Origin of the sequence: Nocardioides sp. CF8 (assembly GCF_000389985.1) — a bacterium.
GTDB lineage: Bacteria > Actinomycetota > Actinomycetes > Propionibacteriales > Nocardioidaceae > Nocardioides > Nocardioides allogilvus.
Window position 1 is genome coordinate 3,549,317 of record NZ_CM001852.1, and the last position, 25,278, is coordinate 3,574,594.

Here is a 25,278-nt window from a genome sequence, read left to right on the forward strand (position 1 = left end):
TATGTTGCAGTCGTGACTCCAGACGACATCGATGACCTCGCTCGGCGCGCCCGCGACGGTGATCGCGACGCCATGGAGGGCTTGTTGGCCGCCGTCCGCCCCCGCGCGCTCAACGTCTGCCGGGGCGTCCTGCCCTACTCCGGCGACTCCGAGGACGCCTGCCAGGAGGCGCTGCTCAACATCTCCACCAAGCTCGGCTCGTGGAACGGCCAGGGCCGCTTCACCACGTGGATGCACGTCGTGGCGCTCAACAGCGCCCGCACGACCTACCGCAAGCTGAAGAACCAGGCCGTGCCCACCGACTTCGAGGGCGGCCACCACGACCGGCCCGACCCGCGCACGACCTCGGTCATCGCCGGCACCCGTCTCGACCTGCTCGAGGCGATGGAGACGATCGAGAAGGACCACCCGCAATACGTCGAGCCGCTGCTGCTGCGCGACGTCTACGGCATGGCCTACGACGACATCGCCCAGCTCATCGGCGTCCCCCTCGGGACGGTGAAGGCGCAGATCCACCACGGCCGGAAGCTGGCGCGCCCGCTCCTCCGGGGCGAGTGATGACCAGCCCTCGCTGGTTGAGCAGGCGCGCCAGCGTCGTGTCGAAACCAAGAGGGCCCTTGGGACTTGCGGCCCTGGTGCTGCTCGCCGGCTGCTCGTCGCCGGACCCCGAGCCGGACGTCGCACCCCCGGCCCCGTCCAGTGAGAGCGCGACCGCCGTCGCGGTCACCACCTCCGAGGTCGCGGAGCGGGTCGAGCCCGACCTCGAGCTCGCCGAGAGCACCCCGGTCGAGGACTCGGTCTATCCCGCCGTCGGCGGGCCCGACGTCGACGCACTGCTCTACGACCTCGACCTCGCGTGGCAACCGGACGCGCGCACCCTGACCGGCACGGCGACGATCACCTTCCGCGCGGCTCGCGACGCCCGTCGCTTCACCCTCGACCTCGCGGCTCCGCTGGGGGTCGAGAGCGTCACCCTCGACGGCAGCGAGGCGGCGTACGCCCATCGCGGCAAGGACCTCACCGTCAAGGAGCGGCTCGTCCGAGACGGCCGCCACGAGCTCGTCATCGCCTACTCCGGCCAGCCCGGCCCCGTCGCGGCGCCGACGACCCGACGCGACTTCTCGACCCTCGGCTTCACCGTCACCGACCGCGGCGAGGTCTGGACGATGCAGGAGCCGTACGGCGCCTACAGCTGGTATCCCGTGAACGACCAACCCGCCGACAAGGCGCTCTACGACATCTCCGTCACCGTGCCGGACCCGTGGACCGGGGTCGCCAACGGGCGCCTGGTCGCGGACGTCGCCGAGGACGGCCTGCGCACGACCGAGTTCCAGCTCGACGAGCCCGCGTCGTCCTACCTCATCACCCTCGCCATCGGCGACTACGCCCACTCCAGCGGCTCCTCCGAGAGCGGCGTGCGGCTCGACTACTGGTATCCCCGCGGCCAGCCGCTCGTGCTCGACGACATGACCGCGGCGAACGAGGCGATCGACTGGATCGAGGCACGCCTGGGCCCCTACCCGTTCAGCTCCGCCGGCATCGTCGCGACCGACTCCCAGTCGGCGATGGAGACCCAGACGATGGTCACGATCGGCGACAACGACTACGTCCGATCGGCCCCGGTGCTCGTGCACGAGCTCGTCCACCAGTGGTACGGCGACCAGGTGTCGCCCGCCGACTGGCGCGACGTCTGGCTCAACGAGGGCATGACGATGCTGCTGCAGGGCCTGTGGGAGGCCGACCACGACGGCGACCGGATCAACGCCACCATCGGCCGCTGGCGCGACCTCGACCAGGACCTCCGCGACGACTACGGCCCGCCCGGCGCCTACGACCCGGCGCAGTTCGGCGGCTCCAACGTCTACTACTCGCCCGCGCTGATGTGGAACGAGCTGCGCCTCGAGCTCGGCGACGACGAGTTCTTCCGGATCGCCCGCTCCTGGCTGGCCGCCCACGACAACACCTCCGTCACCCGCGACGACCTCTACGCCCATTGGGAGCAGGAGACGGGCCGCGAGCTGTCGGCGTTCTTCGACGCGTGGATCCTGGGACGCACGACGCCACCGCGCGGAGTCTGACTACTCTGCGCGCATGACCCGCCTCGGCGCCCACGACTTCATCGACCTCGTCCTCGACGCCGACTCCTGGGACACGTGGGACACCACGCCCGAGCGGATGGGCATCTCCGAGGAGTACGCCGCCGAGCTGGTCGCCGCCGAGGAGAAGGCCGGCACCGACGAGTCCGTCATCACCGGTGAGGGCCGCATGCGCGGGCGGCGCGTCGCCGTACTGCTCGGGGAGTTCAGGTTCCTCGCCGGCTCGATCGGGCGTGCGAGCGCGGACCGGCTGGTGGCCGGGATCGAGCGCGCCACGCTCGAGGGGCTGCCGCTGCTCGCGGCGCCCGTCTCCGGCGGGACCCGGATGCAGGAGGGGACGCCGGCGTTCGTGCAGATGGTGCGGATCTCCGCGGCGGTCGCCGCCCACCGCGCGGCCGGGCTGCCCTACCTCGTCTATCTCCGCAACCCGACGACCGGCGGCGTGATGGCGTCGTGGGGCTCCCTCGGCCACGTCACGGTCGCCGAGCCCGGGGCGCTGGTCGGCTTCCTCGGGCCGCGGGTCTACTCCGCCCTCTACGGCCGGGACTTCCCCGCCGACGTGCAGACCGCCGAGAACCTCTTCGAGCGCGGGATCATCGACGCCGTCGTCCCGCCGGAGGAGATCGCCGACATCCTCGACCGTGCCCTGTCGATCCTGCTCGCTCCGCGCGAGGGCGTCGCCCCGGTCGCCGACCCCGGCCAGGAGGACGTGCCCGACGTCGACACGTGGGACGCGGTGACGCGGTCGCGGCGGCCCGACCGCCCCGGTGTGCGGCGGCTGCTGCGCTATGCGGCCTCCGACGTGGTGCCGCTCAACGGCACCGGGCAGGGCGAGTCCGACCCCGGCCTGCTGATCGCGCTGGCTCGCTTCGGCGAGGCGCCCTGCGTGTTCCTCGGCCAGGACCGCCGCGGCCAGACGACCGACCACCCGATGGGGCCGGGCGCGCTGCGCGAGGCGCGACGCGGCATGCGGCTGGCCTCCGAGCTGGGGCTGCCGCTGGTCACCGTGATCGACACCCAGGGCGCGGCCCTGTCGGCGGAGGCGGAGAACGGCGGGCTGGCCGGCGAGATCGCCCGGTCGCTGGCCGACCTCGTGACGCTCACCGCGCCCACGCTGTGCCTGATGCTCGGCGAGGGCAACGGCGGCGGGGCGCTGGCCTTCCTGCCCGCCGACCGTGTCGTCGCCGCGCAGCACGCGTGGCTCTCGCCGCTCCCGCCCGAGGGCGCGTCCGCGATCGTGCACCGCGACCTCGACCACGCGCCCGAGATGGCGCGCGCCCAGCAGGTCCGCGCCCTCGACCTCTACCGCCGCGGCATCGTCGACCGCATCGTCGCGGAGAAGCCGGACGCCGCCGACGAGCCCGAGGACTTCTGCCGCCGCGTGGGCGCGGTGCTGGAGCACGAGCTCGCCGCGCTGCTGCTCGCCGGGCCCGGCACGGCCGAGGCGCGGACGCGGCGCTACATCTGAGGACGCGTCAGCGGTACCAGTGGAAACGGATGACGCCGAGGGGGAAGAGGCCCTCGCACGGGACGCCGTCCAGGTCGTCATCCATCCGCTCCGGGTGACCGGTGATGACCCAGTAGTCGAGGGTCTGGCCGTACGTGTGGTCCCGCTCCCTCAGGCCTGCGCAGCCGAGCCCCACTGGCAGGGTCTCGACGCCCTCATAGTTCGGTGTCACGCGCTGCCACGTTCCCCAGTAGGCCCGGACCTCGGTGGCCGGGTAGGCGCCCTCGCACGGGATGCCGTCGCCGTCCACATCCAGCCGGTCGCGGCGTCCGTGCAGCCGCCAGTAGTCCATGGCGACGACGTAGCGGTAGTGACGCACCTGCACGCCTCGGCAGGAGAGACCGGCGGGCAGCGCGAACACGTCCCCCGGCCCGATGGCCTCCTCGCGCCCGTTCGGAGCATCGGTCGGGGTGGCGAACGGTTCGCGGGGTGACGCTGTGGTCGGCATCGAGCCCGGCAGCAGGTCTGGCTCCTCGCCTCCGAGGTCCTCGGCGAAGAGCAGAATGATGAGCACCGGGGAGGCCGTGAGGAAGAGCAGGACGACTGCACCCAGCACGAGCTTCCAGGCCAGCGGCAGCTTGCGCGGTGGCGGCGCAGCCCTCGGCGCGTACTGCCGGTCCGTGGTGAAGACCAGGCGACACCGAGGACACGACGTGTCGTCCGGGGTGATCGGCTGGCCGCAGCGTGGGCAGTACATCCGACCTCTCCCAGTCGCCACTCGTGAGCTCGGACCCTAGTCGCGTCGCCAGCCCGCGCGCCACGTTATGCCGAGAGTGAACCCCCTTGCCGCATGCACTTCCGGCGGGTGGAGTGAACGCATGAAGCTCCTCGTCCTCGGTGGCACCAGGTTCCTCTCCCGCGCCGTCGCCGAGCAGGCGGTCGAGCGCGGGTGGGACGTCACCTGCGCCTGTCGCGGCGCGTCCGGACCACTGCCCGCCGGTGTCACCCACCTCCCCTGGGACCGGTCGCAGGACGCACCGGCCGAGATCGCGGGCGAGTGGGACGCAGTCGTCGACGTCTCCCGCACGCCGTCGCACGTGCGCCGCGCGGTCGCCGCGGTGCCCGACGCGCACTGGGTCTTCGTCTCGACGATCAACGTGTACGCCGACAACGGCTCACCCGCGATGGAGCCGCTCGTCGAGGCGATCGAGACGGACGTCGATCTCGCCGCTGACCCGGAGGCCTACGGTCCGATGAAGGTGGCCTGCGAGCGGCTCGTCACGGAAGGCACCGCCTCATCGGTGCTCGTGCGGCCCGGACTCATCGTCGGGCCCGGTGACCCGACCGGTCGCTTCTCCTACTGGCCCGACCGGCTGGCCCGCGGCGGCGAGGTGCTGGCGCCCGGGTCACCGTCGGACGTCGTCCAGGTCATCGACGTACGCGACCTGGCGGCCTGGCTGCTCGATGCCGCCGAGGCACGCACGACCGGCGCGTTCGACGGGGTCGGCGAGCCGATGCCGATCGCGCGGCTCCTCGACCAGGTCGCCGAGGGGGTGGGGGCGCTGCCGTCGTGGACCTGGGTCGACGCCGGCTTCCTGACGGAGCAGGGCGTCGAGCCGTGGGCGGGCGAGGGCTCGATCCCGCTGTGGCTGCCGCGGCCCGACTACGACGGGATGATGTCGCACCCGGCCCAGCCCGCGCTCGACGCCGGCCTGCGGCTGCGGCCCGTCGCCGAGACCGCGCGCGACACCCTGGGCGAGACCGCCGTCGGAATCACCGCGGAGCGGGAGCGCGAAGTCCTGGCGGCCTGGCACGCGCGCTAGCAGCCGCGACCGCGTGGGCCGGCTCAGGAGCGGAAGCGTTCGATCTCCTCGGAGATCTGGGCGGCGGGAACCCGGAAGAACGCCTGCGGCACGAGGAAGTCCGGCCCGCTCCCCTTGCGGTCAACGACCACGCCGTAGCCCTTGGGGCCGGATTCACCCGGCCTCATGGACTCCGGCACGCCCGTCCATCGGAACAGGCGGCTGGCCTGGAGCCGGGAGCCGCGCACCTTCACCCAGGGCAGCTCGATGTCGGTGCGATACCCGCGGTAGCGCAGTCCGCTCGGCGCCAGCGTGACGCGCCACCGGTGCAGTCGACCAGTGGCCAGGCGCACAGCGTCAGGGAGAGACGCGAGCAGTGCGCCGACCAGGACCAACGCCGCACCGGGCGACTCGAGAGCATCGATGCCGTCCGTGACCACTGTGAAGACCAAGGATGCTCCGACAACGCCGGCCATGGCCCAGGCGGCGATCATGACCACCACGACGGCCCAGGGGGCCGCGATCGTCAGCGAGCCGTCAACATCGCGGACGAGTTCCCGGCGTCGTCGCGGCCAGAACAGGACGACGCAGAGCACCAGCCCGACAGCGCCCACCGCACCGAAGACCAGCGCCGGCGCCTGTTCGGAATGGCCGCCGACGGCCGCCACCACAACGCCCGCGACCAGCATCAGGGAGAGCACGGCTGAGAGGAAGACACCCGGCCACCGCGGAGCCAGGCGCGGAGCGGTCGCGGCACTGTTCTCAAACGTCACCGCGGCACACTACCCAGCGACGGTCTGCTGCTCGCCTCGGCGGCACCGACGCGGTGCTCGGCACCCGCTGAGATCAGAACGACATCATCAGCATCGCTGCGCCGGCCACCAGGCCGAGCGACATCAGGGCCAGGGCGAAGCAGAACGTGAGGACCTGCGTGCGATCGGAGGGGCCGGAGCGGGGGTGGGGCGCGCGCAGCAGCGGGCCCGACTCCCCGGGCAGCGCCAGGGCGGCCAGCAGGTCGTCGCGCAGCTCCAGCGCGGACCCGTGCCGGCGCTCCGGGTCGCGGTGCATCGCCCGCGCGAGCAGCTGGTTGAGGTGGCGGACCTGCGGCGAGAGCCCGGCCAGCCGGGGCGGCGGGTCCTTGATGTAGCACTCCGCCACCTGGAAGGGCGTGCCATGGTGGACCGGCTGCCCGGTCAGGGTCTCCCACAGCAGGGCACCCATCGAGTGGATGTCGCTGGCCACGCCGGACGGGCTGCCGAGGTGCACCTCGGGGGCCGTCGCGCTCCAGCCGGTGCCGACGTCGGCGAGCAGGCCCACAGCCCGGCCCTCGCGCCACTGCAGCAGCACGTTGGCGGGGGTGAGCGCACCGTGGACGAGCCCGCGCGCGTGGGCGGCGGCCAGGCCGGTCGCCAGCTGCGCCATCAGGTCGATCCCTGCCTGGACGGGCGCCGGGCCCTGGTCGTCGAGGACCTGCGCGAGGCAGCCCTCGGCCACCAGCTCGCTGGCGATGTAGAGCCGCCGGGTGTTGTCCTCGCCGTACAGGTAGACGCGCGCGACGTGGGGCGAACGGACCGACGCGGCGCTGCGCGCCGCCAGGGTGAGGCGGCGCTTGGTGGCCGGGTCGCCGGTGATCGCGGGCGACATCACCTTGAGGGCGACGCGGGCCCCTGACGAGGCCTGGACGGCGGCGAACACGACTCCGTGCTCGCCACCGCCCAGTCGACCTTCGATCCGGTAGGGGCCGACCTTGTCGCCGACCGCCGGATAGGGATGCACCCCGGCCTTCTACCCAGGCCGGGGCGTCCTAATCCCTCAGAACAGCAGTGCCGTTCCCGGGTCCTCGAGGATCCCGGCGACGTCGGCCAGGAACCGCGAGCCCTTCTCACCGTCGATGTGGCGGTGGTCGAAGGACAGCGCCAGCGTCGTGATGTCGCGCGCGACGATCTCGTCACCGACGACCCACGGCTGCTTGCGGATCGCGCCGAAGCACAGGATCGCGGCCTCGCCCGGGTTGATGATCGGCGTACCGGCATCGACGCCGAAGACGCCGACGTTGGTGATGGTGAACGTCCCGCCCGCCATCTCGGCCGGCTGCGTCTTGCCGTCACGCGCCGTGGCGGTCAGCGATGCGAGCGCGCCAGCGAGGTCGAGCATCGAGAGCTGGTCGGCGTCCTTGATGTTCGGCACGACCAGACCACGCGGGGTGGCGGCGGCGATGCCGAGGTTGACGTAGTTCTTGTAGACGACCTCCTGCGCAGCGTCGTCCCAGAACGAGTTGATCTCCGGCGTCTTCTTCATCGCCAGCATGACGGCGCGGCTCAGCACGAGCAGCGGGGAGACCTTGGCGTCCCTCAGCTCGCGGTGCTTCTTGAGCCGGGCGACGAGCTCCATCGTCGCCGTCACGTCGACGGTGATCCACTCGGTGACGTGCGGGGCGGTGAACGCGCTGCCCACCATCGCCTGCGCCATCATCTTGCGCACGCCCTTGACCGGTTCGCGGCGCTCGCGCTCGCCCGTCGCTGCGAACCCTCGCGATGCGTCATGCGAACCCGCATCGACAGGTGCGGAAACGGATGACGCACCAGAGGTCGCGCCTTCGACGTCCGCCCGCGTGATCACTCCACCGGCACCGGAGCCGATCAGGGTCGAGAGGTCGATGCCCAGGTCCTTGGCGAGCTTGCGCACCGGCGGCTTCGCCAGGGCGCGTACGGCGCTGGGCGACTGCACAGCGGCCGGCACCAGCGCCTCGGCGGGCGCGGCGCTCGGGGGCGTGGCAGCGGACGTGGCCGGCACGGCCGGCTCGTCGACGGGCGCGACCTCGTCGGTCCGGGCACCGCCGGGCGCGAACGCGCCCTGGACCTGCAGCTGGGTCTGCGCGCCGGCCTCGGTCGACGGAGTGGCAGAACCTCGGCGGGCCCGGCGCTGCGGACCCCGCTCGGCCTTGTTGCGACCGACCAGCGACTCGCCCTCCCCGCCACCGGAGGCGGCCGGGTTGGACAGGTCCATGTCGGAGAGGTCGTGCTCGGGAGCAGCGGGAGCAGCGGGCGCCACCGCCGGGGCGGCACCGGCCGGCGCGGCCGGGGCGGGCGCAGTCGCCGGAGCAGCAGCGTCGGCCTCGGAGCCGACCGAGATGATCGGCGTACCGACATCGACCATCTGGCCCTCCTCGACCATCAGTGCGAGGACGGTGCCGGCGTAGGGCGACGGCAGCTCGACGATCGACTTGGCGGTCTCGATCTCGACGATGATGTCGTTGATCTCGATGACGTCGCCGACCTTGACCTTCCAGGAGACGATCTCGGCCTCGGTGAGGCCCTCGCCGACGTCGGGCAGCTTGAACTCAGACATGCAGGTCTCCCTTCTCGGTTTCGACACGGCGCTGGCGCGCCTGCTCAACCAGCGAAGTCATCAGAACTCCAGCGAGCGGTCGACGGCATCGAGGACGCGGTCGAGGTCGGGCAACCACTCCTCCTCGATCCGCGAGGGCGGGTAGGGGGTGTCGAAGCCGCCGACGCGCAGCACCGGCGCCTCGAGGGAGTAGAAGCACTCCTCGGTGATCCGGGCGGACAGCTCGGAACCCATGCCGAGGTTGACGTGCGCCTCGTGGGTGACGACGACGCGACCCGTGCGGCGCACCGACTCGTAGACGGGCTTCATGTCCAGCGGCGACAGCGTGCGCAGGTCGATGACCTCGAGCGACTTGCCCTCGTTGGCGGCAGCCTCGGCGGCCTTGAGCGCGGTCTTCACCGTCGGGCCGTAGGCCAGGACGGTCACGTCGGAGCCGGCGCGCACGGTGCGGGCGGTGAACAGCGGGTCGGGCGTGGCCGACTCGTCGAGCTCGAGCTTGTCGGCGTGGTACTGCCGCTTCGGCTCGAGGAAGATCACCGGGTCGTCGCAGGCGATGGCCTGCTGGATCATCCAGTAGCCGTCGACCGGGTTGGAGCAGGCGACGACCTTGAGGCCGGGCGTGTGCGCGAACTGCGCCTCCGGCGACTCGCTGTGGTGCTCGACCGCGCCGATGCCGCCGCCGAACGGGATGCGGATGACCATCGGCATCTTGGACTTGCCCTGCGAGCGGAACGTCATCTTCGCGACCTGGCACACGATCTGGTCGTAGGCGGGGTAGACGAAGCCGTCGAACTGGATCTCGACGACGGGTCGGTAGCCGCGCAGCGCCATGCCGACCGCGGTGCCGACGATGCCCGACTCGGCCAGTGGCGAGTCGATGACGCGGTCCTCGCCGAAGTCCTTCTGCAGGCCGTCGGTGATGCGGAAGACGCCGCCGAGCTTGCCGACGTCCTCACCCATGATCAGGACCTTCGGGTCGTCCTCCATGGCCTTGCGCAGGCCCATGTTGAGGCCCTTGGCGAGCGTGATCTTGGCCATCAGTGGTCACTCCCCTCGAAGGATGCGAGGTAGGCGGCGTAGCCGTCGCGCTGGGCGGCGAGCTCGTCGGTCATCTCGGTGTAGACGTGGTCGAAGACGCTCATCGGCTCCGGGTCCGGCAGTGCCTTGCAGCCTTCGCGCAGGTGGTGGCCGAGCTCCTTCGCCTCCGCGTCGAGGTCGTCGAAGAACGCCTGGTCGACCAGGCCGTTGCGGCGGAGGTAGACCTTGAGCCGCTCGATCGGGTCCTTGAGCTTCCAGTGCTCGACGTCGTCGGAGAGGCGGTAGCGCGTCGGGTCGTCGGTCGTCGTGTGCGCACCCATGCGGTAGGTGTAGGCCTCGACGAACGTGGGGCCCTGGCCGTCGCGCGCACGCTGCAGCGCGGCCTTCGTGACGGCGTACGTCGCCAGCACGTCGTTGCCGTCGACGCGGACGCCCGGGAAGCCGAACCCGAGGGCGCGCTGGTAGAGCGGGATGCGGGACTGACGCTCGATCGGCTCCGAGATGGCCCACTGGTTGTTCTGGCAGAAGAACACGACCGGCGCGTTGTAGGACGCGGCGAAGATGAAGCCCTCGTTGACGTCACCCTGCGAGGAGGCGCCGTCGCCGAAGTGGGCGATCACGGCGGCGTCGCGGTCCGGGTCGCCGGTGCCGACGGCACCGTCGCGCTGGATGCCCATGGCGTAGCCGACGCCGTGCAGGACCTGCGCGCCGATGACGATCGTGTAGAGCCCGAAGTTCTTCTCGGCCGGGTCCCACGCGCCCTGGTCGACCCCGCGGAAGAGGCCGAGCAGGTCGAGCGGGTCGATGCCGCGGCAGTAGGCGACGCCGTGCTCGCGGTAGGTCGGGAAGACGTAGTCCTGGGGGCGCAGCGCGCGGCCGGCACCGATCTGGGCGGCCTCCTGGCCGAGCAGCTGGGCCCAGATGCCGAGCTCGCCGTGGCGCTGGAGCGCGGTGGCCTCGGTGTCGATGCGCCGGGTCAGCACCATGTCGCGGTAGAAGCCGCGCAGCTCCTCGGCGGAGAAGTCGTGGTCGAACTCGGGGTGGTGGACGCGCTCGCCCTCAGGGGTGAGGAGCTGCACGAGCTCGGGGCCACCGTCCTGCTGCGAAGGGCCGAAGACCTCCACGAGGTCGGGGCCGAAGCCTCCGGTGTTCACTGCGGGGTCGCTCATGGCACTCCATTCGCTAGCGGCTGCGCGGGGTCACCGGGCACGCCGACGGCTGTCTGTTGTCCATGGTGCCGCGGGCGTGTGTGACCCCGACCACATGGTGTCCCCAAAGTTATCCGCCGGACCACCTCGGGGGCCAATCGGTCTAGGTTGTGCGCCGTGCTCCCGCGCCTCCGCGCCGCCCTGACCGGCCTGCTGGCGACTGCGCTGGTGGCCGTCGCCGTACCCGCCCAGGCGGAGCGTGCGCCGCGACCGGTCCTCGCCACGGACTTCGCCGATCCCGCCGTCACCGTGCACGGCGACGGCTTCGTCGGCTTCTCCACGGGCAGCCTGGTCCCGCGGTCCCATGCCGACGGACCGGCGGGCGGCTGGCGACCGGCGAGCCCCGCGCTGGTCCGGCTGCCGTCGTGGTCGCACGCCGACGGCGACATCTGGGCCTCCGACATCGCCCGCCTCGGCCGCTGGTGGGTGCTCTACTTCGCCGCGCCCGTGCGGGGTCTGGGCGAGTACGGCCGCTGCATCGGCGTCGCCCGCTCCCGCTCGGCGACCTCCGGCTTCAAGGCTGTCGGCGGACGCCCGCTGGTGTGTCCGTCGTACGTCGACGTGCCGGCCGCCGAGGACCCGGTGCCTGTCGCCGTGGCCGGCCTGCCCCGGGCCGGTGTCATCGACCCGTCGCTGGCCGTCGCGGACGGACAGCCGCACCTCGTCTACAAGACCGACCGCATCCCGTCGTCGATCCGGCTGCTGCCGCTGTCCGACAGTGGCCTGCACGCGGCCGGCCCGAGCGTCGAGCTCTTCCGCCACGACGGCGTGCTGGAGAACCCGGTGCTCGTCGAGCGCCCGGCCGGGTGGGTGATGCTGCTGTCGCAGGGCAACTTCACCCGCTGCTCCTACCGGACCGTCTGGCGCCGTACGCCGTCGATCCTGGACTGGTCGGCCGCGACCGGCGGCGTGCTCCTCGACCGGACGTCGCGCCTGTGCGGCCCCGGCGGCGCCGACGTGACGCCGATGCCGCACTCCCCGCGGCTGCGGGTCTACTTCCACGCGTGGACCTGCCACGGCAGGGCGACCCCGTGCGGGCCGGGGATCCGCAAGGACCGGCTGCGCCACCGGTCGCGGGCGATCCGGCCGATGTATGCCGCCGACCTCGGCTGGGTCGACGGGGTGCCGGTCGTCGCCAACTTCCTCTAGGAGCGGTGCTGGTCGAGCAGGCAACCGGACCGCGGGCCTGTCGGTTTGCGCCGACCCCCCGCCCCCGGGGTATCAAGGTGGTGCCTTGAAGGGGGTTCAAGCCACATGACTCGTCACCTGACCAGATGGGCCGGCGCGCTGACCGCGCTGGCCGTCCTGCCCGCCCTGCTCGCACTCGCACCGGGCTCGACGTCGGCCAGCGGCGCGGACGACCGCTTGGCCGCGATGGCCCCACGACCGCTGATCTGGGAGCGCGACTTCGGTGACCCGAGCGTGGTCTTCGACGGCACGAAGTGGTTCGGCGCGGCGACCGGCTTCCGGGGCCGCGGGTCCGACTCGGCCAACGACTGGGGCATCTGGAACCCCACGGGCGACCTGCTGAACGCGAAGCCCGCCTGGGCGAAGTACGCCGGCGTGTGGGGCCCGGACCTCGAGCGCGGCCCGGCCGGCTGGCTGGCCTACTACACGATGCCGTCGCGCGGGCTCCCGCACGCGCAGGACCGCTGCATCGGCGTCGCGACCGCACCGTCCGTGGACGAGACCTTCACCCCCGTCAGCGACCGACCGCTCGTGTGCCCCGACTACTCCGCGACCGAGCCCGCCTCCGACCCGGTCGGCGGCCGCGCCGGGCTGCCGCGGCGCGGCGTGATCGACCCGTCGTCCTTCATCGCCCCCGACGGCCGGCGCTTCCTGCTCTACCGCACGCAGGGAACGCCGTCGACGATCCGGATGATCCGCCTCAACCCGGCCGGCACCGGCACCTTCGGCACGAGCCGCGAGCTGATCCGCGACGTGGGTGTCCTGGAGAACCCGGTGATGGTCCAGCACGGCGACTGGTACTACCTGATCACCTCGCGCGGCGACTACGGCGACTGCCGCTACCGCACGATCTGGCGCCGGTCCCACTTCCGGCACAAGGACTGGCAGGGCACGCGCGGTCACGCCCTGGTCAACCGTCGCAACTCCGGCGTCTGCGGTCCCGGCGGTGCGGACTACGTCGAGGCGACCACCAGCCACGCCAACCGGCTGTTCTTCCACGGCTGGGTCTGCAAGGGCACCAACCTGCCGTGCTACCAGAGCTACCAGGGCGGCAAGGACTTCGAGGACGTCGGCAAGCGTGCGCTGTACGCCGCCCGGTTGCGGTGGACGAAGAACGGCCCTGTCCTCTCGGCGTTCGTGCAGGGCCCCGAGCCGGTCCCGCCGCCGCCCAGCCCCACACCGACACCGACACCAACCGTGACCCCGACGACCCCGCCGCCGACGTCACCGACCAGCCCGCCACCGACGTCCCCGACGACGAGCACCACCACCACGTCACCGACGACGTCGCCGACCACGACCTCGACGATCCCGATCCCGATCCCCTAGCCGACCGCTCAGCGGCCGTGCGGGGTCAGCCAGCCGGACTCGTCGGGCCCCAGCGGCACGATGCCCGTGGGGTTCACGTCGGTGTGCACGCGGTAGTAGTGCGCCTTGATCTGCTCGAAGTCGATCGTCTCGCCGAAGCCCGGCGTCTGGAACAGGTCGCGCGCATAGCCCCACAGCGCCGGCATCTCGATCAGCTTGTTGCGGTTGCACTTGAAGTGCCCGTGGTAGACGGCGTCGAAGCGGGCCAGCGTCGTGAACAGCCGCACGTCGGCCTCGGTGATCGCGTCACCCATGAGGTAGCGCCGGTCGGTGAGCCGCTCCTCGAGCCAGTCGAGCGCGGTGAAGAGTCGTTCGTACGCCGCGTCGTAGGCCTCCTGCGAGCCCGCGAAGCCGCAGCGGTAGACGCCGTTGTTGACCTCGGTGAAGACCCGCTTCATCACGGCCTCCATCTCCTCGCGGCCCTCGACCGGCCACAGGTCCGGCGCGTCCGCGCGGTGGTGCTCGCGCCACTCGAAGAAGAAGTCGTGGGTGATCCACGGGAAGTCGTTGGTGACGACCTTCGTCGTCGCCACCTCGACGATCGCCGGCACGGTGATGCCGCGCTCGTAGCCGGGGACGCGGTTGAAGTAGGCCTCCTGGAGCCGCTCGATGCCGAGCACCGGGTCGACGCCGCCGGGGTCCAGGTCGAAGGTCCAGCTGCGGGCGTCGTGGGTCGGGCCGGGCAGCCCGAGCGAGATGACGTCCTCGAGCCCGAGGAGGTTGCGCACGATGATCGCCCGGTTGGCCCACGGGCAGGCCTTGGCCGCCACCAGTCGGTAGCGCCCGGGCTCGACCGGCCACACGGGGGCGTCCGGGTCGGCGCCGTACGCACCCTCCAGTGGGTCGGCCGGCGCCGGGCCCGCGCGCAGCCGGTCGGGGATGTAGTTCATGTCCCGCTCGAACGGCTTGCCGTCCTCGGTGTACTTCGCAGTGTCGGCCATGGCTCCATCATGCCGCTTTCAACCACATCCCCCCAGCCCGACCGACAGACCGGCGCCCACCGTGGAGTCACGATGGGCGCCGGTTGCACTCGGGGACCTCAGATGTGCTGACCCGGGTTCGTGTCGTCGCTCCTCGTCGCGGTGGCCGTGCGCGAGTCCGACAGCCGCGCGAGCTGTCGGGCCGCTGCGTCGCGACCACCCAGGCCGAAGGCGAGGGCCGCGGCAGCAGCACCGCCGACGACCAGTGCGCCGAACGCGAGCTCGATGATCGAGTCCGCGATCCCCATGTAGGACAGGCCCATCGCGACGAACAGCACGAGCGTCGCGTAGCGCACGACCGTGCTGCCGGTGCCCGTGACCAGCTTGGCCAGCAGGTTGGCGATGAAGAACCCCGCGGCGATGATCGCGCCGCCGAACAGGACACGGCCGCCCAGCTCGAGCACCTCGCTGAGGAACTCGGTGATCTGCGGGAAGGCGAGCACCTGGGCAGCCATCACGGCGAAGAACAGCACGATCGCCACCTGCGCGACCTTGGCGACCACGGGGGTCGCGCTCTTGCCCTCGGGCAGCACCTCCATGGCCGTGAGCGCCCGGTCGGTGCCGAATCCGTCGAGCACCTGCGCCAGGATCTCGCCCGCGAACTTGGCGATCATCACGCCGATGCCGAGGATCAGCGCAGCCGCGATCACGAGGGGGATCGTGTCGAAGATCTTCGTCAGCATCTGCTCGGCCGGGTCCGAGATCGACTTGATGCCCAGGATCTGCAGAGCCGCGATCGCCACCACGATCATGATCAGCGCGTAGACCACGGTCGCCAGGGTCTTGGGGAGGGCGGAGAGTCCCGACGGGGTCGAGGTGTCTGCGGCGTACGCCGTGGTGCCCGACGCGGTGTCGGCGGACGTGGCCACCGGGCCGGTGCCCGTCTGCCTGTCCACCGTCGACCTGGCCGAGCTGAACCACCGCTCGAAGGGAACGGCACCCAGCGCGGTCTCGATCAGCTGCCGCACCACCTTGGCCACCAGGGCACCGATGAAGAACACGAACAGTGCGCCGATCAGGTTGGGCAGGAACTCCATGACGCGTGTCAGCAACGTCTGGATCGGCGCCAGCACCTGGTCGAGGGCGAAGACCTGGAGGATGGCGACCAGGCCGAACAGCCACACCAGCAAGGACGCGGCCGTGCCGAGGGAGCTCCCCAGTGACTCACCGTCTCCCCCTGCGCGCTGGAGCGCGGATACCCGGCTGGTGATCTTGCTGAACGCCCATTTGACGACACGGGCGACGATCCAGGTGATCAGCAGGATCACCAGTGCGGTGCCCGCCTTCTGGGCTATGTCCGCCCAGTCGATGTCGTTCCAGAATCCTTCTGAAGTGTCCATGTGGGTTACCTCCGAGTAGTTTCCCCCGCCCCTTCCACTGTTCCGCAAATCCGCTCGGTTGTTAACCCCTGGCCTTCATCGCCGGAACTCCTGGGCCAGGGTGATGAGCCGATCGTTGGCCTCGGTCTCGCCGATGGACACGCGGGCGCCCTCCCCGGCGAAGGGGCGCACGACGATGCCGAGCTCGTCGGCGGCCGCGGCGAACTCGGCGGTCCGCTCACCCAGGTCGAACCAGACGAAGTTGCCCTGCGCGTCGGGGATCTCCCACCCGGCAGCGCGTACGGCGCCGACGACCCGGTCCCGCTCGAGCACCAGCGAGTCGACGCGCGAGAAGAGCGCCTCCGTCGAGGCCAGCGACGCGATCGCCGCGGCCTGGGCGACCGACGAGACCCCGAAGGGCAGCGACACGGCGCGCAGCGCAGCGGCCAGCGGCGGGGGGCCGACGGCGTAGCCGACGCGGAACCCGGCCAGCCCGTAGGCCTTGGAGAAGGTGCGCGTCAGCACCACGTTGGAGTGGGCGCGACAGGTCGCGAGCCCGTCGATCGCATCGTCCATCCGGACGAACTCGAGATAGGCCTCGTCGACGACGACGAGCACGTGTGAAGGAACGCGGGCCAGGAAGGCGTCCAGCTCGGACTGGGTGACCGCAGGTCCGGTCGGGTTGTTGGGGGTGCAGACGATCACGACGCGGGTGCGGTCGGTGATCGCCGCGGCCATCGCATCGAGGTCGTGACGACCGTCGGGCAGGAGCGGGACCTTGACCGACACGGCGGCGGCCGCAGTGGCCGCGATCGGGTAGGCCTCGAAGGAGCGCCAGGCGTAGATGACCTCGTCGTCGGGCTCGCAGAACGCGTTGAAGAGCTGGTAGATCAGCGCGACCGACCCCGTCGCGGCCGCCAGGTCCTCGACCGGCACGTCGAGGGACTCCGACAGGGCGGCGTACAACGCACTGTTGCCCATGTCGGGATAGCGGTTCATCGCCTCGGCCGCGCGTGTTGCCGCCTCGACGACGCCCGGGAGCGGCGGGTAGGGGTTCTCGTTGGAGGAGAGCTTGTAGGACGTGAGGCCGGGCCGCGGGGTGGGTGGCTTGCCGGCGACGTACACGGGGATGGCGAGCACGTTGGGCCGAGGCTGCGGAGTGGTGGACATGGGCGCAGGTTAGCGCCGGCGCCACGGTCGCAGCACGAGGGCGAGGACGATCCCGATCCCGCCGCCGATCAGGGCACCGGTGACGTTGTCGACCACGTCGGTGACGTCGCAGGCGCGGTCGATGCGCGCCAGCGCGAGCTGCATCAGCTCGATCGCCACGCTGTAGAGCCCGAGCAGCACGAGGCCCGCGGGCGCCAGCAGCCAGCCGAGGCGCCAGCGCGCGACGCCGAGCACCCACAGCGCGCCGGCCGGCACGAAGACCGCGATGTTGAGCAGCCGCTGGCTGCCGGGCAGGATCCAGAACCCGTCGGGTGCCGGGCCGCCGTAGTCCAGGGAGCAGGTGTCCGCGCGCGACTCGGCGGGCACGACGCCGGTGCCCCACTGCGCCGGCAGCAGCGTGAGGATGCCGAGCACGACGACCGTCCAGGCACAGCCCGCGAGGGCGATCGCGGTGACCCAACCGAGGCGGCGGCTCAGCCCCCAGGCGACGAGCGCGAAGACTCCGAGGCTGGCCAGCGAGGCCAGCAACATCACGCCCGTCCCGCCGATCGTCACCACCCGTCGAGGTTATCGAGCGGGGTGTCGAGACGACCTGCCCCCTACGCTGACGAGCATGGGTTTCCTCCTCAAGCTCCTTGCGTACGCCGCCGGGCTGGCCGTGGCCGCGTGGCTGCTGGCCGACATCCGCTTCACCGGACCGAGCAACGGTTCGGCCGAGGTGCAGGAGAAGCTGCTCCCGCTGCTGGGCGTCGCGCTGATCCTGACGCTGGTCAACACCTTCATCCGGCCGGTCCTCAAGGTGCTCTCGTTCCCGATCACGCTGCTGACGCTGGGGCTCTTCCTGCTCGTCATCAACGGACTGATGCTGCTCCTGGCGGGCAGGATCGCCGAGGCCTTCGACCTGGGCTTCACGGTCGACGGGTTCCTCGCGGCCGTCATCGGCGCCATCATCGTCACCATCGTCACCTGGGGCGTCGACGCCGTCGTGGGCGACGAGTGACCTCCCTGCCGGCGCCCCACGAGCCGGGTCGCTACCGCGTCGCCTTCATCTGCTCGGGCAACATCTGCCGCTCCCCGAGCGCCGACGTCGTCCTCGCCTCGCTGCTCACCGACGCCGGCCTGTCCGACCGGGTGACGGTGGTGTCGGGCGGCATCGGCGACTGGCACGTCGGCAACCCGATGGACCCGCGCTCCGCGTCCGCCCTGTCGGCGCGGGGCTACGACCCCTCGCTGCACCGCGCGCAGCAGGTCGCGGGCCACTGGTTCGGCCGCGACGACGTGCTGCTCGCCATGGACGAGACCCACCGCAGCGACCTGGCCCGGCTCGGCGACGCGGACCGCGTCCGGCTCTTCGGCGACTTCGATCCGCAAGCTCCGGGTGTGGAAGTACCAGACCCCTACTACGGTGGCAGGGATGGCTTCGAGGAGGTGCTGGACATGATCGAGCGCACGTGCCGTGCCCTGGTCCCCCACATCGAGCGAGCCCTCTCGTCCTCATGACCCGCCAGCCGCTGGTCGCGAAGCGTGCCGAGGAGCTCCTCGGCACGTCCGTGGTGTCGACCGCCCCGGTGGCCGGCGGTGACATCGCCACCGCCACCCGGCTGCGTCTCTCCAACGGCCAGACGGCGCTGATGAAGACCCTCGCCCACGCCCCCGCGGGGTTCTTCGAGGCCGAGGCGACCGGGCTGCGCTGGCTGGCCTCGGCGCCCGGGGGCGTGCCCGTCCCCGAGGTGCTGGCCGCCGACGGCGACTGCGTCATCCTCGCCTGGATCGAGCCGACCCCCAAGCACCAGCCCGAGGCCGCGATCAGCTTCGGGACAGCGCTCGCGGCCACCCACCGCGCCGGCGCATCGGCGTACGGCGCCCCACGCGACGGATTCATCGGCCGCCTCCCGATGCCCAACAAGGCGTGCGCGACCTGGCCCGAGTTCTATGCCGTACGCCGCGTGCTGCCCTACCTCAAGCTCGCTCGCGACCGCGGTGCGGTCACCGACGGCGAGGCAGCCACGATCGAGTCGGTCATCGGCCGGCTGTCCTCGCTGATCCCCGACGAGGCGCCCGCGCGGCTGCACGGCGACCTGTGGAACGGCAACTGCCTGTGGGGCGTCGACGGCGTCGTCCACGCGATCGACCCCGCGGCCCACGGCGGCCACCGCGAGGCCGACCTCGCGATGCTGCACCTCTTCGGGCTGCCCCACCTTCCCCGGGTGATGCAGGCCTACACCGAGGCATTCCCCCTGGCTGACGGCTGGGAGGACCGGCTCCCGCTCCACCAGCTCTTCCCGCTGCTGGTGCACGCGTGCATGTTCGGTGGCGGGTACGGCGCCCGCGCGGCCACCGTCGCTGCGCGCTTCGTCTGAGTCGTTCTCTCGGCCGCAGCCCTGCTCGCTTCCCTGATCGATCGCCCTCGGGTGAAGTTCCACTCGAGCAGGTGGAAGTTCATCAGAGTTCACGCGGAGCCACGGTCAGCTCCACCTGAACTTTCACTCGAGCGAGTGGAAGTCCATCGCGGTTCCCGCGACAGGGAACGCGCTTGCTCAGCCCACCCTCAGGCACTGCTGGCATCCTTGGCGCGTGCCCCAGTCCCGTCCCCGCGTGCTCGTCGTCGACGACGACAAGGCCGTGCGCGAATCGTTGCGCCGCTCGCTCGAGTTCAACGGCTATGACGTGTCGCTGGCCGCCGACGGTGCGGAGGCACTGGCCACCCTGGGCACCACCCACCCCGACGTGGTCGTGATGGACGTGATGATGCCGCGGCTCGACGGGATCGAGACGACCCGGGCGCTGCGAGCGACCGGCAACGACGTACCCGTCCTGGTCCTCACCGCCCGTGACGCCGTCGGCGACCGGGTGGAGGGCCTCGACGCCGGGGCCGACGACTACCTCACCAAGCCCTTCGCCCTCCAGGAGCTGCTCGCCCGGCTGCGCGCCCTGCTGCGCCGGATCGTGCCCGGTGACGAGGACGAGACGCTGGCGTTCGCCGACCTGTCGATGGACATCGGGTCGCGCGACGTACGCCGCGGGCAGCGCAGCATCGAGCTGACGCGCACCGAGTTCACCCTGCTCGAGATGTTCCTGCGGCGACCGCGACGGGTGCTGGAGCGCTCGTTCATCCTCGAGGAGGTGTGGGGCTACGACTTCCCGACCAGCGCCAACTCGCTCGAGGTCTACGTCGGCTACCTCCGTCGCAAGACCGAGGCCGAGGGCGAGCCGCGGCTGATCCACACCGTGCGCGGCGTCGGTTACGTCCTGAAGGAAGCATGAGCGAGCGCTGGCACTACCGGCGCTCACTCGCCTCCCGGGTGGCGCTGCTGACCACGCTGGCCGTCGCGGCGTCGATCGCGGCGATGGCGCTGGGCGCGTTCATGGTGATGCGGATGCAGCTGCAGTCGTCCCTCGACGAGTCGCTGCTCAACCGGGCCCACCTGGCCGCCGAGTCGACAGCCCTGTCCCAGGCGACCGCGCAGGACGTGCCGGCCTGGATGCTGGGTGCGGCCGACGTCCGGGTCATCTTCATCACCGCTGAGCGGGGCGTGCGCTCGGCCGACAACCTGCCGACGTTCCAGCTCGGCCGGCCCGAGCTGAAGGTGGCATCCGGCCAGTCGCCGTCCTCGATCAGGACCGTGCTCGACGACGGCGGCGCGCGCTACCGCGTCGCCACCGTGCCCGCCGGCAGCGGTCAGGCGCTGGTGCTCGCGCAGGCGCTGGAGTCGCAGGACCGCACGCTGCGCAAGCTCGGCACCGTCATGCTGGTCTCGGGCGTGCTCGGCATCCTCGCCGCGGCGCTGTCCGGCTGGGCGGTCGCGACCAACGGCCTCCGGCCCGTACGCCGCCTGACCCAGTCCGTCGAGAAGAACGCCGTCCACGAGGACCTGCGCCCGCTGCCGGTCGAGGGCGACGACGAGATCGCCCGGCTCGCCACCGCCTTCAACCAGATGCTCGGCGCCCTCGCCGCGTCCCGCGACCGGCAACGACGGCTGGTGGCCGACGCGAGCCACGAGCTGCGCACCCCGCTCACCTCGCTGCGCACCAACCTCGACCTGCTCGCCCAGGCCGACGGCGCCGACAACCACACGGCTTTCCCCGTCGAGGCCCGCCGCGAGCTGCTCGACGACGTCCGCGGCCAGATCGAGGAGCTGACCACCCTCGTCGGCGACCTCGTCATGCTCGCCCGCGAGGAGCAGCCCGAGGCCTCCATCACCACCCTCGACCTGGCCGAGGTGGCGGACCGCGCCGTGACGCGCGTGCGTCGCCGCGCTGCGGGGGTCGACTTCGACGTACGCCTCGAGCCGTGGACCGCGCAGGGCGACGCGACCGGTCTCGAGCGCGCGATCACCAACGTGCTCGACAACGCCGCGAAGTGGAGCCCGGCCGGCGGGACGATCACCGTGCGGCTCGCCTCCGGCGTGCTGACCGTGGACGACCAGGGACCGGGGATCAGCGAGGCCGACCTGCCGCACGTCTTCGAACGGTTCTGGCGCTCCGACGAGTCGCGCTCGATGCCGGGCTCGGGACTCGGGCTGGCGATCGTGCGCCAGGTCGTCGACCAGCACGGCGGTCGTGTCGTGGTCGGCGAAGCGCCCGGCGGCGGCACCCGCGTCTCGCTGTCGATTCCCGAGCGAAACTGACCCGGGCGCGTCAGCGTCCGGACAGTTTCGCGAGCACGGCCGGGAGTGAGCTTGCGAACTCCCAACGTCCTGGGCCTCAGTCTGACTCGAACACCGACAACAACCGCTCCGCCTTCCAGCGCGACTCGGCCCACTCGTCCTCGAGGTTGGACCGGACGGTGATCCCACCACCCGTCCCGAGGGTCCAGCTCCCGTCACCCGCGGTCATCAGCGAGCGGATCACCACCCCGAGGTCGGCCGGCCCGTCGCCGCTGATCCAGCCGAAGGCACCGGCATAGACCCCGCGCGCCGTCTCCTCGACCTCGTCGATGATCTCCATCGTCCGCAGCTTGGGCGCGCCCGTCATCGAGCCCGCGGGGAAGAGCGCCCGCAGCGCCCCCACCGTCGACACGTCGTCGCGCAGCCGGCCGCTGACCGTCGAGACGAGCTGGTGCACCGACTCGTAGCTCTCGACCTGCATCAGCGCCGGCACCTCGACCGACCCGACCTCGCACACCGTCGCCAGGTCGTTGCGGAGAAGGTCGACGATCATCAGGTTCTCGGCGCGGGTCTTGGGGTCGGTGGCCAGGCTGGTCCGCAGCGCGTCGTCCTCGGCGGCCGTCGAGCCGCGGGGCGTGGTGCCCTTGATCGGCTTCGTCTGCAGCGTCCGGTCGGGGGTGATCAGCGCATAGCGCTCGGGGCTGGAGGACAGCAGCCAGGCGCGGTGGCCCTCGACGTCGTGCTGCAGGAACCCGGCGTACGGCGCTGGGTTGACCTCGCGCAGCCGGAGGTAGGCCTCCGCCGGGGTGACGGAGTCTCGCCGGGCCAGCCGGTAGGTCAGATTGACCTCGTAGGAGTTGCCGGCGCGCAGCTGCTCCTGGACGTCGGCGAACCCAGCGGCGTACGAACGCGGCGGACTGGTGGGGGAAGTTTCGCGCTTCTTGGGTGTTGCAACGGCCAACCCGTGCAGGAGTCCCCGCTTAGGCGGGGACTCCTGCAGGGGCCCGTGCTCGAAGATCCGCACATTCCGCGCCCGCATCCACACGGCGTCGGGCAGGGCGGGGTCGGGGCGGGCGGGGAGGTCGGGGCGGCAGGCATAGCCGAAGTAGCCGAACCACTGCTCGCCCGGAGCCATCGTCTCTTCGAGTACGGCGAACACGTCGTCGCCCACGACCTCGGAGCGAGCGCCGGCGTGCCGGGTGACCAGCCCGGAGGAGGCGGCGTAGGTCAGGGACACGTCGTCCTCGTCGAGCCAACCGATCAGCGAGCGCTGCCCCGACCACTCGCGCGCGCCGCCGCCGTCGAGCCAGAAGCAGCGCGGGTGCTCGGCGGCGACCTGCGCGAAGAAGTCGATCGGGTCACTCATGCGAGGAAGTTCGCGATCAGCTCGGCGCCGCAGGAGGACAGGATCGACTCGGGATGGAACTGCACGCCCTCGAGCGGCAGCGAGCGGTGGCGCACCCCCATCACCACGCCGTCGGCCGACCACGCCGTCGCGACGAGCGACGACGGCAGGGTCGTCGCCGCCAGGGAGTGGTAGCGCACTGCCTCGAACGTCGGCGGCAGGCCGGCGAAGACACCTGCTCCGTCGTGCCGGACGACCGCCACGTCGCCGTGCGCCGGTTCGACGCGCGAGACGACACCGCCGTACGACGTCACCAGGCCCTGCAGGCCGAGGCACACGCCCAGCACCGGGACCGTGCCGGCGAGCAGCACCTCGCGCCCGACCGCGAAGTCGGCGGGGTTCGCCGGGTGGCCGGGCCCGGGCGAGAGGATCACGTGGGAGTGGGACAGCACGTCGCCCGCGCTGACCGCGTCGTGCTGCACGACCCGCGGCACGGAACCCGTGACACCTGCGACGAGGTGCACGAGGTTCCAGGTGTAGGAGTCGTGGTGGTCGACCACGATCACGTCCGGCGGCACAGGCCGAACGCTAGTGGGTCGGGCTACGACGTGATGCCGCGGCAGGTGGCGGCGACGGCCTCGTTGCCGACCTGGGCGGCGCAGAGGTCGAAGTCCTTCAGCTTCTGGCGCAGCAGCTTGACCTCGGCGGCGTAGCGCGGCTTGGCGAAGGAGTTCGTCTTCTCCCAGACCCGGTTCTTGTAGGGATAGAACTCGTAGCCGTGGTCGGTCCGGTCGGGCGCGTTGTCGAAGTCGTAGCGGATCAGCAACCCCGTGCGGCTTCGTACGGCGACGTAGGACGGGATCCGGTCGAGCTCGTCACCGGTGAGCGCGGAGTCGGGGTCCTTCTTCGTCAGCGCCTGCGCGGTGTGCTCGAAAAAGACGTGGTTGCGGCGCACCACAGCGGGGTCGGCGAACGTCGGGACCAGCGAGGCGCCGAAGCGGTAGGGCTGGGGCGCGAGGCCCGCGAGCTCCTCGAAGGTCGGCGCGAGGTCGATGTTCGAGGTGAGCTCGGCGCGACGGCCCTTCACGACGCCGGGGCCCACGACCAGGAGCGGCACGTGCACGTCGGTGTCGTAGGCGGTGCCCTTGCCGCGGCCCAGGCCGTTCTGGCCGAGGTGGAAGCCGTTGTCGGAGGTGAACACGACATAGGTGTTGTCGTCAACCGTGCGCAGGATCTTGCGGACCGTGCGGTCGACCGACTGCGCCATCATCGCGCGGTTGCGCAGGTCGTTGACGCTGACGGCCGCGCGGAACGGGTTGGGCCGGGTGTTCCACTGCTTGGTGCGCTTGCCCTTGGCGGTCAGCGGGTGGTTGTCCTTGCGACTGTCACCGAAGCCGGGCAGGTCGCGCGTCGTCAGCTCGGCGCAGGCCACGCGGCCGCAGTTGCCCGGCTTGCCGTCGTGGGGACGGTCGCGGAACATCGGCGGGAAGACCGGGTCGCCGGGGTAGTGCGGTTCGGGGTTCGTGCGGTTGTGCGGCGCGTACGGCGCCACCTTGAGGAAGTACGGCGCTGCGCCGGCCTGGTGGCGCTTGATGAAGCCCAGCGCGTAGCGCTCGATCACGCTGCCCGCATAGGCGCGGTCTCGCACGGCCATCGGCGCGGACAGCGGCGGCGCGTCGTGCTGGCGGATCTGGAGGCGGCCGTCGTTCAGCGTGGTGGAGGCGAAGCCCCAGCCGTCGTAGGCGGAGCCGAAGACGACGTTGAGCTCCGACCAGCCGGGGGGCGCCGGCGGCACCGCGCGGCCGGGCGCCCACTCGTACTCGTTGAGGTACTTGCCGACGAAGCCGGTGGTGTAGCCGGCCTGCTGCAGCGCGACGTTGAACGAGCGAGCGGGGTTGCCGTTGCCCTCGAAGGCGGGCCAGCCGCCGAGCGGCATTCCGCTGGCTGTGCCGGAGGTGTTGGTGCGGACCCCGGTCTGGTGGGGGTACTGCCCGGTGAACAGGCTGGAGCGCGACACGCAGCACAGCGAGTCGACGACGAAGGCGTGGGAGTAGTCCGCACCGCGGCGGCGCATGTCGCGCACGGACCGCATCGTCTGGACGAGGTCCATCGAGAAGTCGTCCATCAGGACGAGCACGATGTTGGGCCGCTTCGACCTCCGTCCGGCCTTGTCGACCGTCTGCGGCTCGGCGACGACCGCCTCGACCTGGACGGCCGTGGCGTCGGCGCTGGGGCCGGTGAGCGTGTCGGTGGTCTCCGTGGTCCCGCTGGCGACCCCGCCGCAGGCGCTGACCGCGAGCAGACAGGCGGCAGCAACCGATCGTCGTACGAACTGCAAGGACTCCCCCGTCCAGTGATGATG

Annotated in this window: 24 protein-coding genes; 11 read left to right on the top strand and 13 right to left on the bottom strand. The window is 71.5% G+C overall.

Annotation, left to right across the window (positions count from 1 at the left end; genetic code table 11):
* Positions 1-12: 12 nt before the first annotated feature.
* From CF8_RS17310 to CF8_RS17320, 3 genes are read left to right on the top strand one after another with little or no spacing between them, the layout of a single operon-like run.
* Positions 13-558, top strand: coding sequence for an RNA polymerase sigma factor (locus CF8_RS17310; protein ID WP_010834395.1), 546 nt, complete (start codon positions 13-15; stop codon positions 556-558).
* A gap of 59 nt (positions 559-617) precedes the next feature.
* Positions 618-2,078 carry a M1 family aminopeptidase gene (locus CF8_RS17315; protein ID WP_010834396.1) on the top strand — a complete coding sequence of 487 codons (1,461 nt, stop codon included), beginning with the start codon at positions 618-620 and terminating at the stop codon, positions 2,076-2,078.
* A 13-nt stretch (positions 2,079-2,091) separates the two neighbouring features.
* Positions 2,092-3,564, top strand: a complete 1,473-nt coding sequence (locus CF8_RS17320; RefSeq protein WP_010834397.1) for a carboxyl transferase domain-containing protein — start codon at positions 2,092-2,094, stop codon at positions 3,562-3,564.
* A gap of 7 nt (positions 3,565-3,571) precedes the next feature.
* On the opposite strand, the gene CF8_RS17325 is transcribed toward CF8_RS17320, so the two are convergent.
* Positions 3,572-4,300 (bottom strand): zinc ribbon domain-containing protein, encoded by a 729-nt coding sequence (locus CF8_RS17325; RefSeq protein WP_010834398.1) that lies wholly within the window; start codon positions 4,298-4,300, stop codon positions 3,572-3,574.
* Between the two features lie 121 nt (positions 4,301-4,421).
* On the opposite strand from CF8_RS17325, the gene CF8_RS17330 reads away from it, so the two are divergent.
* Positions 4,422-5,366: an NAD-dependent epimerase/dehydratase family protein gene (locus tag CF8_RS17330; protein WP_010834399.1), complete on the top strand. Its 945-nt coding sequence runs from the start codon at positions 4,422-4,424 to the stop codon at positions 5,364-5,366.
* A gap of 23 nt (positions 5,367-5,389) precedes the next feature.
* Here the strand turns inward: CF8_RS17330 and CF8_RS17335 are convergent, their stop codons facing one another.
* The 5 genes from CF8_RS17335 to pdhA all read right to left on the bottom strand — a co-directional run bounded on the left by CF8_RS17335 (position 5,390) and on the right by pdhA (position 10,900).
* Positions 5,390-6,118, bottom strand: a complete 729-nt coding sequence (locus CF8_RS17335; RefSeq protein ID WP_036491341.1) for a hypothetical protein — start codon at positions 6,116-6,118, stop codon at positions 5,390-5,392.
* A gap of 73 nt (positions 6,119-6,191) precedes the next feature.
* Positions 6,192-7,121 carry a serine/threonine-protein kinase gene (locus tag CF8_RS17340; protein WP_010834401.1) on the bottom strand — a complete coding sequence of 310 codons (930 nt, stop codon included), beginning with the start codon at positions 7,119-7,121 and terminating at the stop codon, positions 6,192-6,194.
* A 36-nt stretch (positions 7,122-7,157) separates the two neighbouring features.
* Positions 7,158-8,693 carry a dihydrolipoamide acetyltransferase family protein gene (locus CF8_RS17345; protein WP_010834402.1) on the bottom strand — a complete coding sequence of 512 codons (1,536 nt, stop codon included), beginning with the start codon at positions 8,691-8,693 and terminating at the stop codon, positions 7,158-7,160.
* 60 nt (positions 8,694-8,753) lie between these two features.
* Entirely contained in the window at positions 8,754-9,731 is a 978-nt protein-coding gene (locus CF8_RS17350) for an alpha-ketoacid dehydrogenase subunit beta (RefSeq protein WP_010834403.1), read from the bottom strand.
* A complete protein-coding gene (pdhA, locus tag CF8_RS17355; protein ID WP_010834404.1) occupies positions 9,731-10,900 on the bottom strand; it encodes a pyruvate dehydrogenase (acetyl-transferring) E1 component subunit alpha in 1,170 nt (389 codons plus the stop codon). Before pdhA ends, CF8_RS17350 begins: the two co-directional genes overlap by 1 nt.
* Before the next feature lie 156 nt (positions 10,901-11,056).
* Here pdhA and CF8_RS17360 point away from each other — a divergent pair, with 156 nt between their 5' ends.
* Together CF8_RS17360 and CF8_RS17365 are read left to right on the top strand one after the other, a co-directional pair.
* Positions 11,057-12,088: a family 43 glycosylhydrolase gene (locus CF8_RS17360; protein WP_010834405.1), complete on the top strand. Its 1,032-nt coding sequence runs from the start codon at positions 11,057-11,059 to the stop codon at positions 12,086-12,088.
* A 105-nt stretch (positions 12,089-12,193) separates the two neighbouring features.
* Positions 12,194-13,456 (top strand): family 43 glycosylhydrolase, encoded by a 1,263-nt coding sequence (locus CF8_RS17365; RefSeq protein WP_010834406.1) that lies wholly within the window; start codon positions 12,194-12,196, stop codon positions 13,454-13,456.
* Between the two features lie 8 nt (positions 13,457-13,464).
* Here the strand turns inward: CF8_RS17365 and CF8_RS17370 are convergent, their stop codons facing one another.
* The 4 genes from CF8_RS17370 to CF8_RS17385 all read right to left on the bottom strand — a co-directional run bounded on the left by CF8_RS17370 (position 13,465) and on the right by CF8_RS17385 (position 17,522).
* Positions 13,465-14,436: a glutathione S-transferase family protein gene (locus CF8_RS17370; RefSeq protein WP_010834407.1), complete on the bottom strand. Its 972-nt coding sequence runs from the start codon at positions 14,434-14,436 to the stop codon at positions 13,465-13,467.
* A gap of 98 nt (positions 14,437-14,534) precedes the next feature.
* Complete coding sequence (locus CF8_RS17375) at positions 14,535-15,815, bottom strand: mechanosensitive ion channel (RefSeq protein ID WP_010834408.1); 1,281 nt, start codon at positions 15,813-15,815, stop codon at positions 14,535-14,537.
* A gap of 75 nt (positions 15,816-15,890) precedes the next feature.
* Positions 15,891-16,964: a histidinol-phosphate transaminase gene (hisC, locus tag CF8_RS17380; RefSeq protein ID WP_010834409.1), complete on the bottom strand. Its 1,074-nt coding sequence runs from the start codon at positions 16,962-16,964 to the stop codon at positions 15,891-15,893.
* 9 nt (positions 16,965-16,973) lie between these two features.
* A complete protein-coding gene (locus CF8_RS17385; RefSeq protein ID WP_010834410.1) occupies positions 16,974-17,522 on the bottom strand; it encodes a VanZ family protein in 549 nt (182 codons plus the stop codon).
* 55 nt (positions 17,523-17,577) lie between these two features.
* Between CF8_RS17385 and CF8_RS17390 the strand changes: the two genes are divergently transcribed.
* The 5 genes from CF8_RS17390 to CF8_RS17410 all read left to right on the top strand — a co-directional run bounded on the left by CF8_RS17390 (position 17,578) and on the right by CF8_RS17410 (position 21,592).
* Positions 17,578-17,964, top strand: coding sequence for a phage holin family protein (locus tag CF8_RS17390; RefSeq protein WP_010834411.1), 387 nt, complete (start codon positions 17,578-17,580; stop codon positions 17,962-17,964).
* Positions 17,961-18,464, top strand: coding sequence for a low molecular weight protein-tyrosine-phosphatase (locus CF8_RS17395; RefSeq protein WP_010834412.1), 504 nt, complete (start codon positions 17,961-17,963; stop codon positions 18,462-18,464). Before CF8_RS17390 ends, CF8_RS17395 begins: the two co-directional genes overlap by 4 nt.
* A complete protein-coding gene (locus CF8_RS17400) occupies positions 18,461-19,324 on the top strand; it encodes a fructosamine kinase family protein (protein WP_010834413.1) in 864 nt (287 codons plus the stop codon). Before CF8_RS17395 ends, CF8_RS17400 begins: the two co-directional genes overlap by 4 nt.
* A gap of 214 nt (positions 19,325-19,538) precedes the next feature.
* A complete protein-coding gene (locus tag CF8_RS17405) occupies positions 19,539-20,228 on the top strand; it encodes a response regulator transcription factor (protein WP_036491342.1) in 690 nt (229 codons plus the stop codon).
* Entirely contained in the window at positions 20,225-21,592 is a 1,368-nt protein-coding gene (locus tag CF8_RS17410) for a sensor histidine kinase (protein ID WP_010834415.1), read from the top strand. Before CF8_RS17405 ends, CF8_RS17410 begins: the two co-directional genes overlap by 4 nt.
* Before the next feature lie 76 nt (positions 21,593-21,668).
* On the opposite strand, the gene CF8_RS17415 is transcribed toward CF8_RS17410, so the two are convergent.
* From CF8_RS17415 to CF8_RS17425, 3 genes are read right to left on the bottom strand one after another with little or no spacing between them, the layout of a single operon-like run.
* The gene (locus CF8_RS17415) at positions 21,669-22,937 is read right to left on the bottom strand and encodes an anthranilate synthase component I family protein (RefSeq protein ID WP_010834416.1); all 1,269 of its coding nucleotides are present in this window, start codon (positions 22,935-22,937) and stop codon (positions 21,669-21,671) included.
* Complete coding sequence (locus CF8_RS17420) at positions 22,934-23,494, bottom strand: anthranilate synthase component II (protein ID WP_010834417.1); 561 nt, start codon at positions 23,492-23,494, stop codon at positions 22,934-22,936. The genes CF8_RS17415 and CF8_RS17420 overlap by 4 nt, the downstream gene beginning before the upstream one ends.
* A 23-nt stretch (positions 23,495-23,517) precedes the next feature.
* Positions 23,518-25,254 carry a sulfatase-like hydrolase/transferase gene (locus tag CF8_RS17425; RefSeq protein WP_010834418.1) on the bottom strand — a complete coding sequence of 579 codons (1,737 nt, stop codon included), beginning with the start codon at positions 25,252-25,254 and terminating at the stop codon, positions 23,518-23,520.
* Between the last annotated feature and the right edge of the window lie 24 nt (positions 25,255-25,278).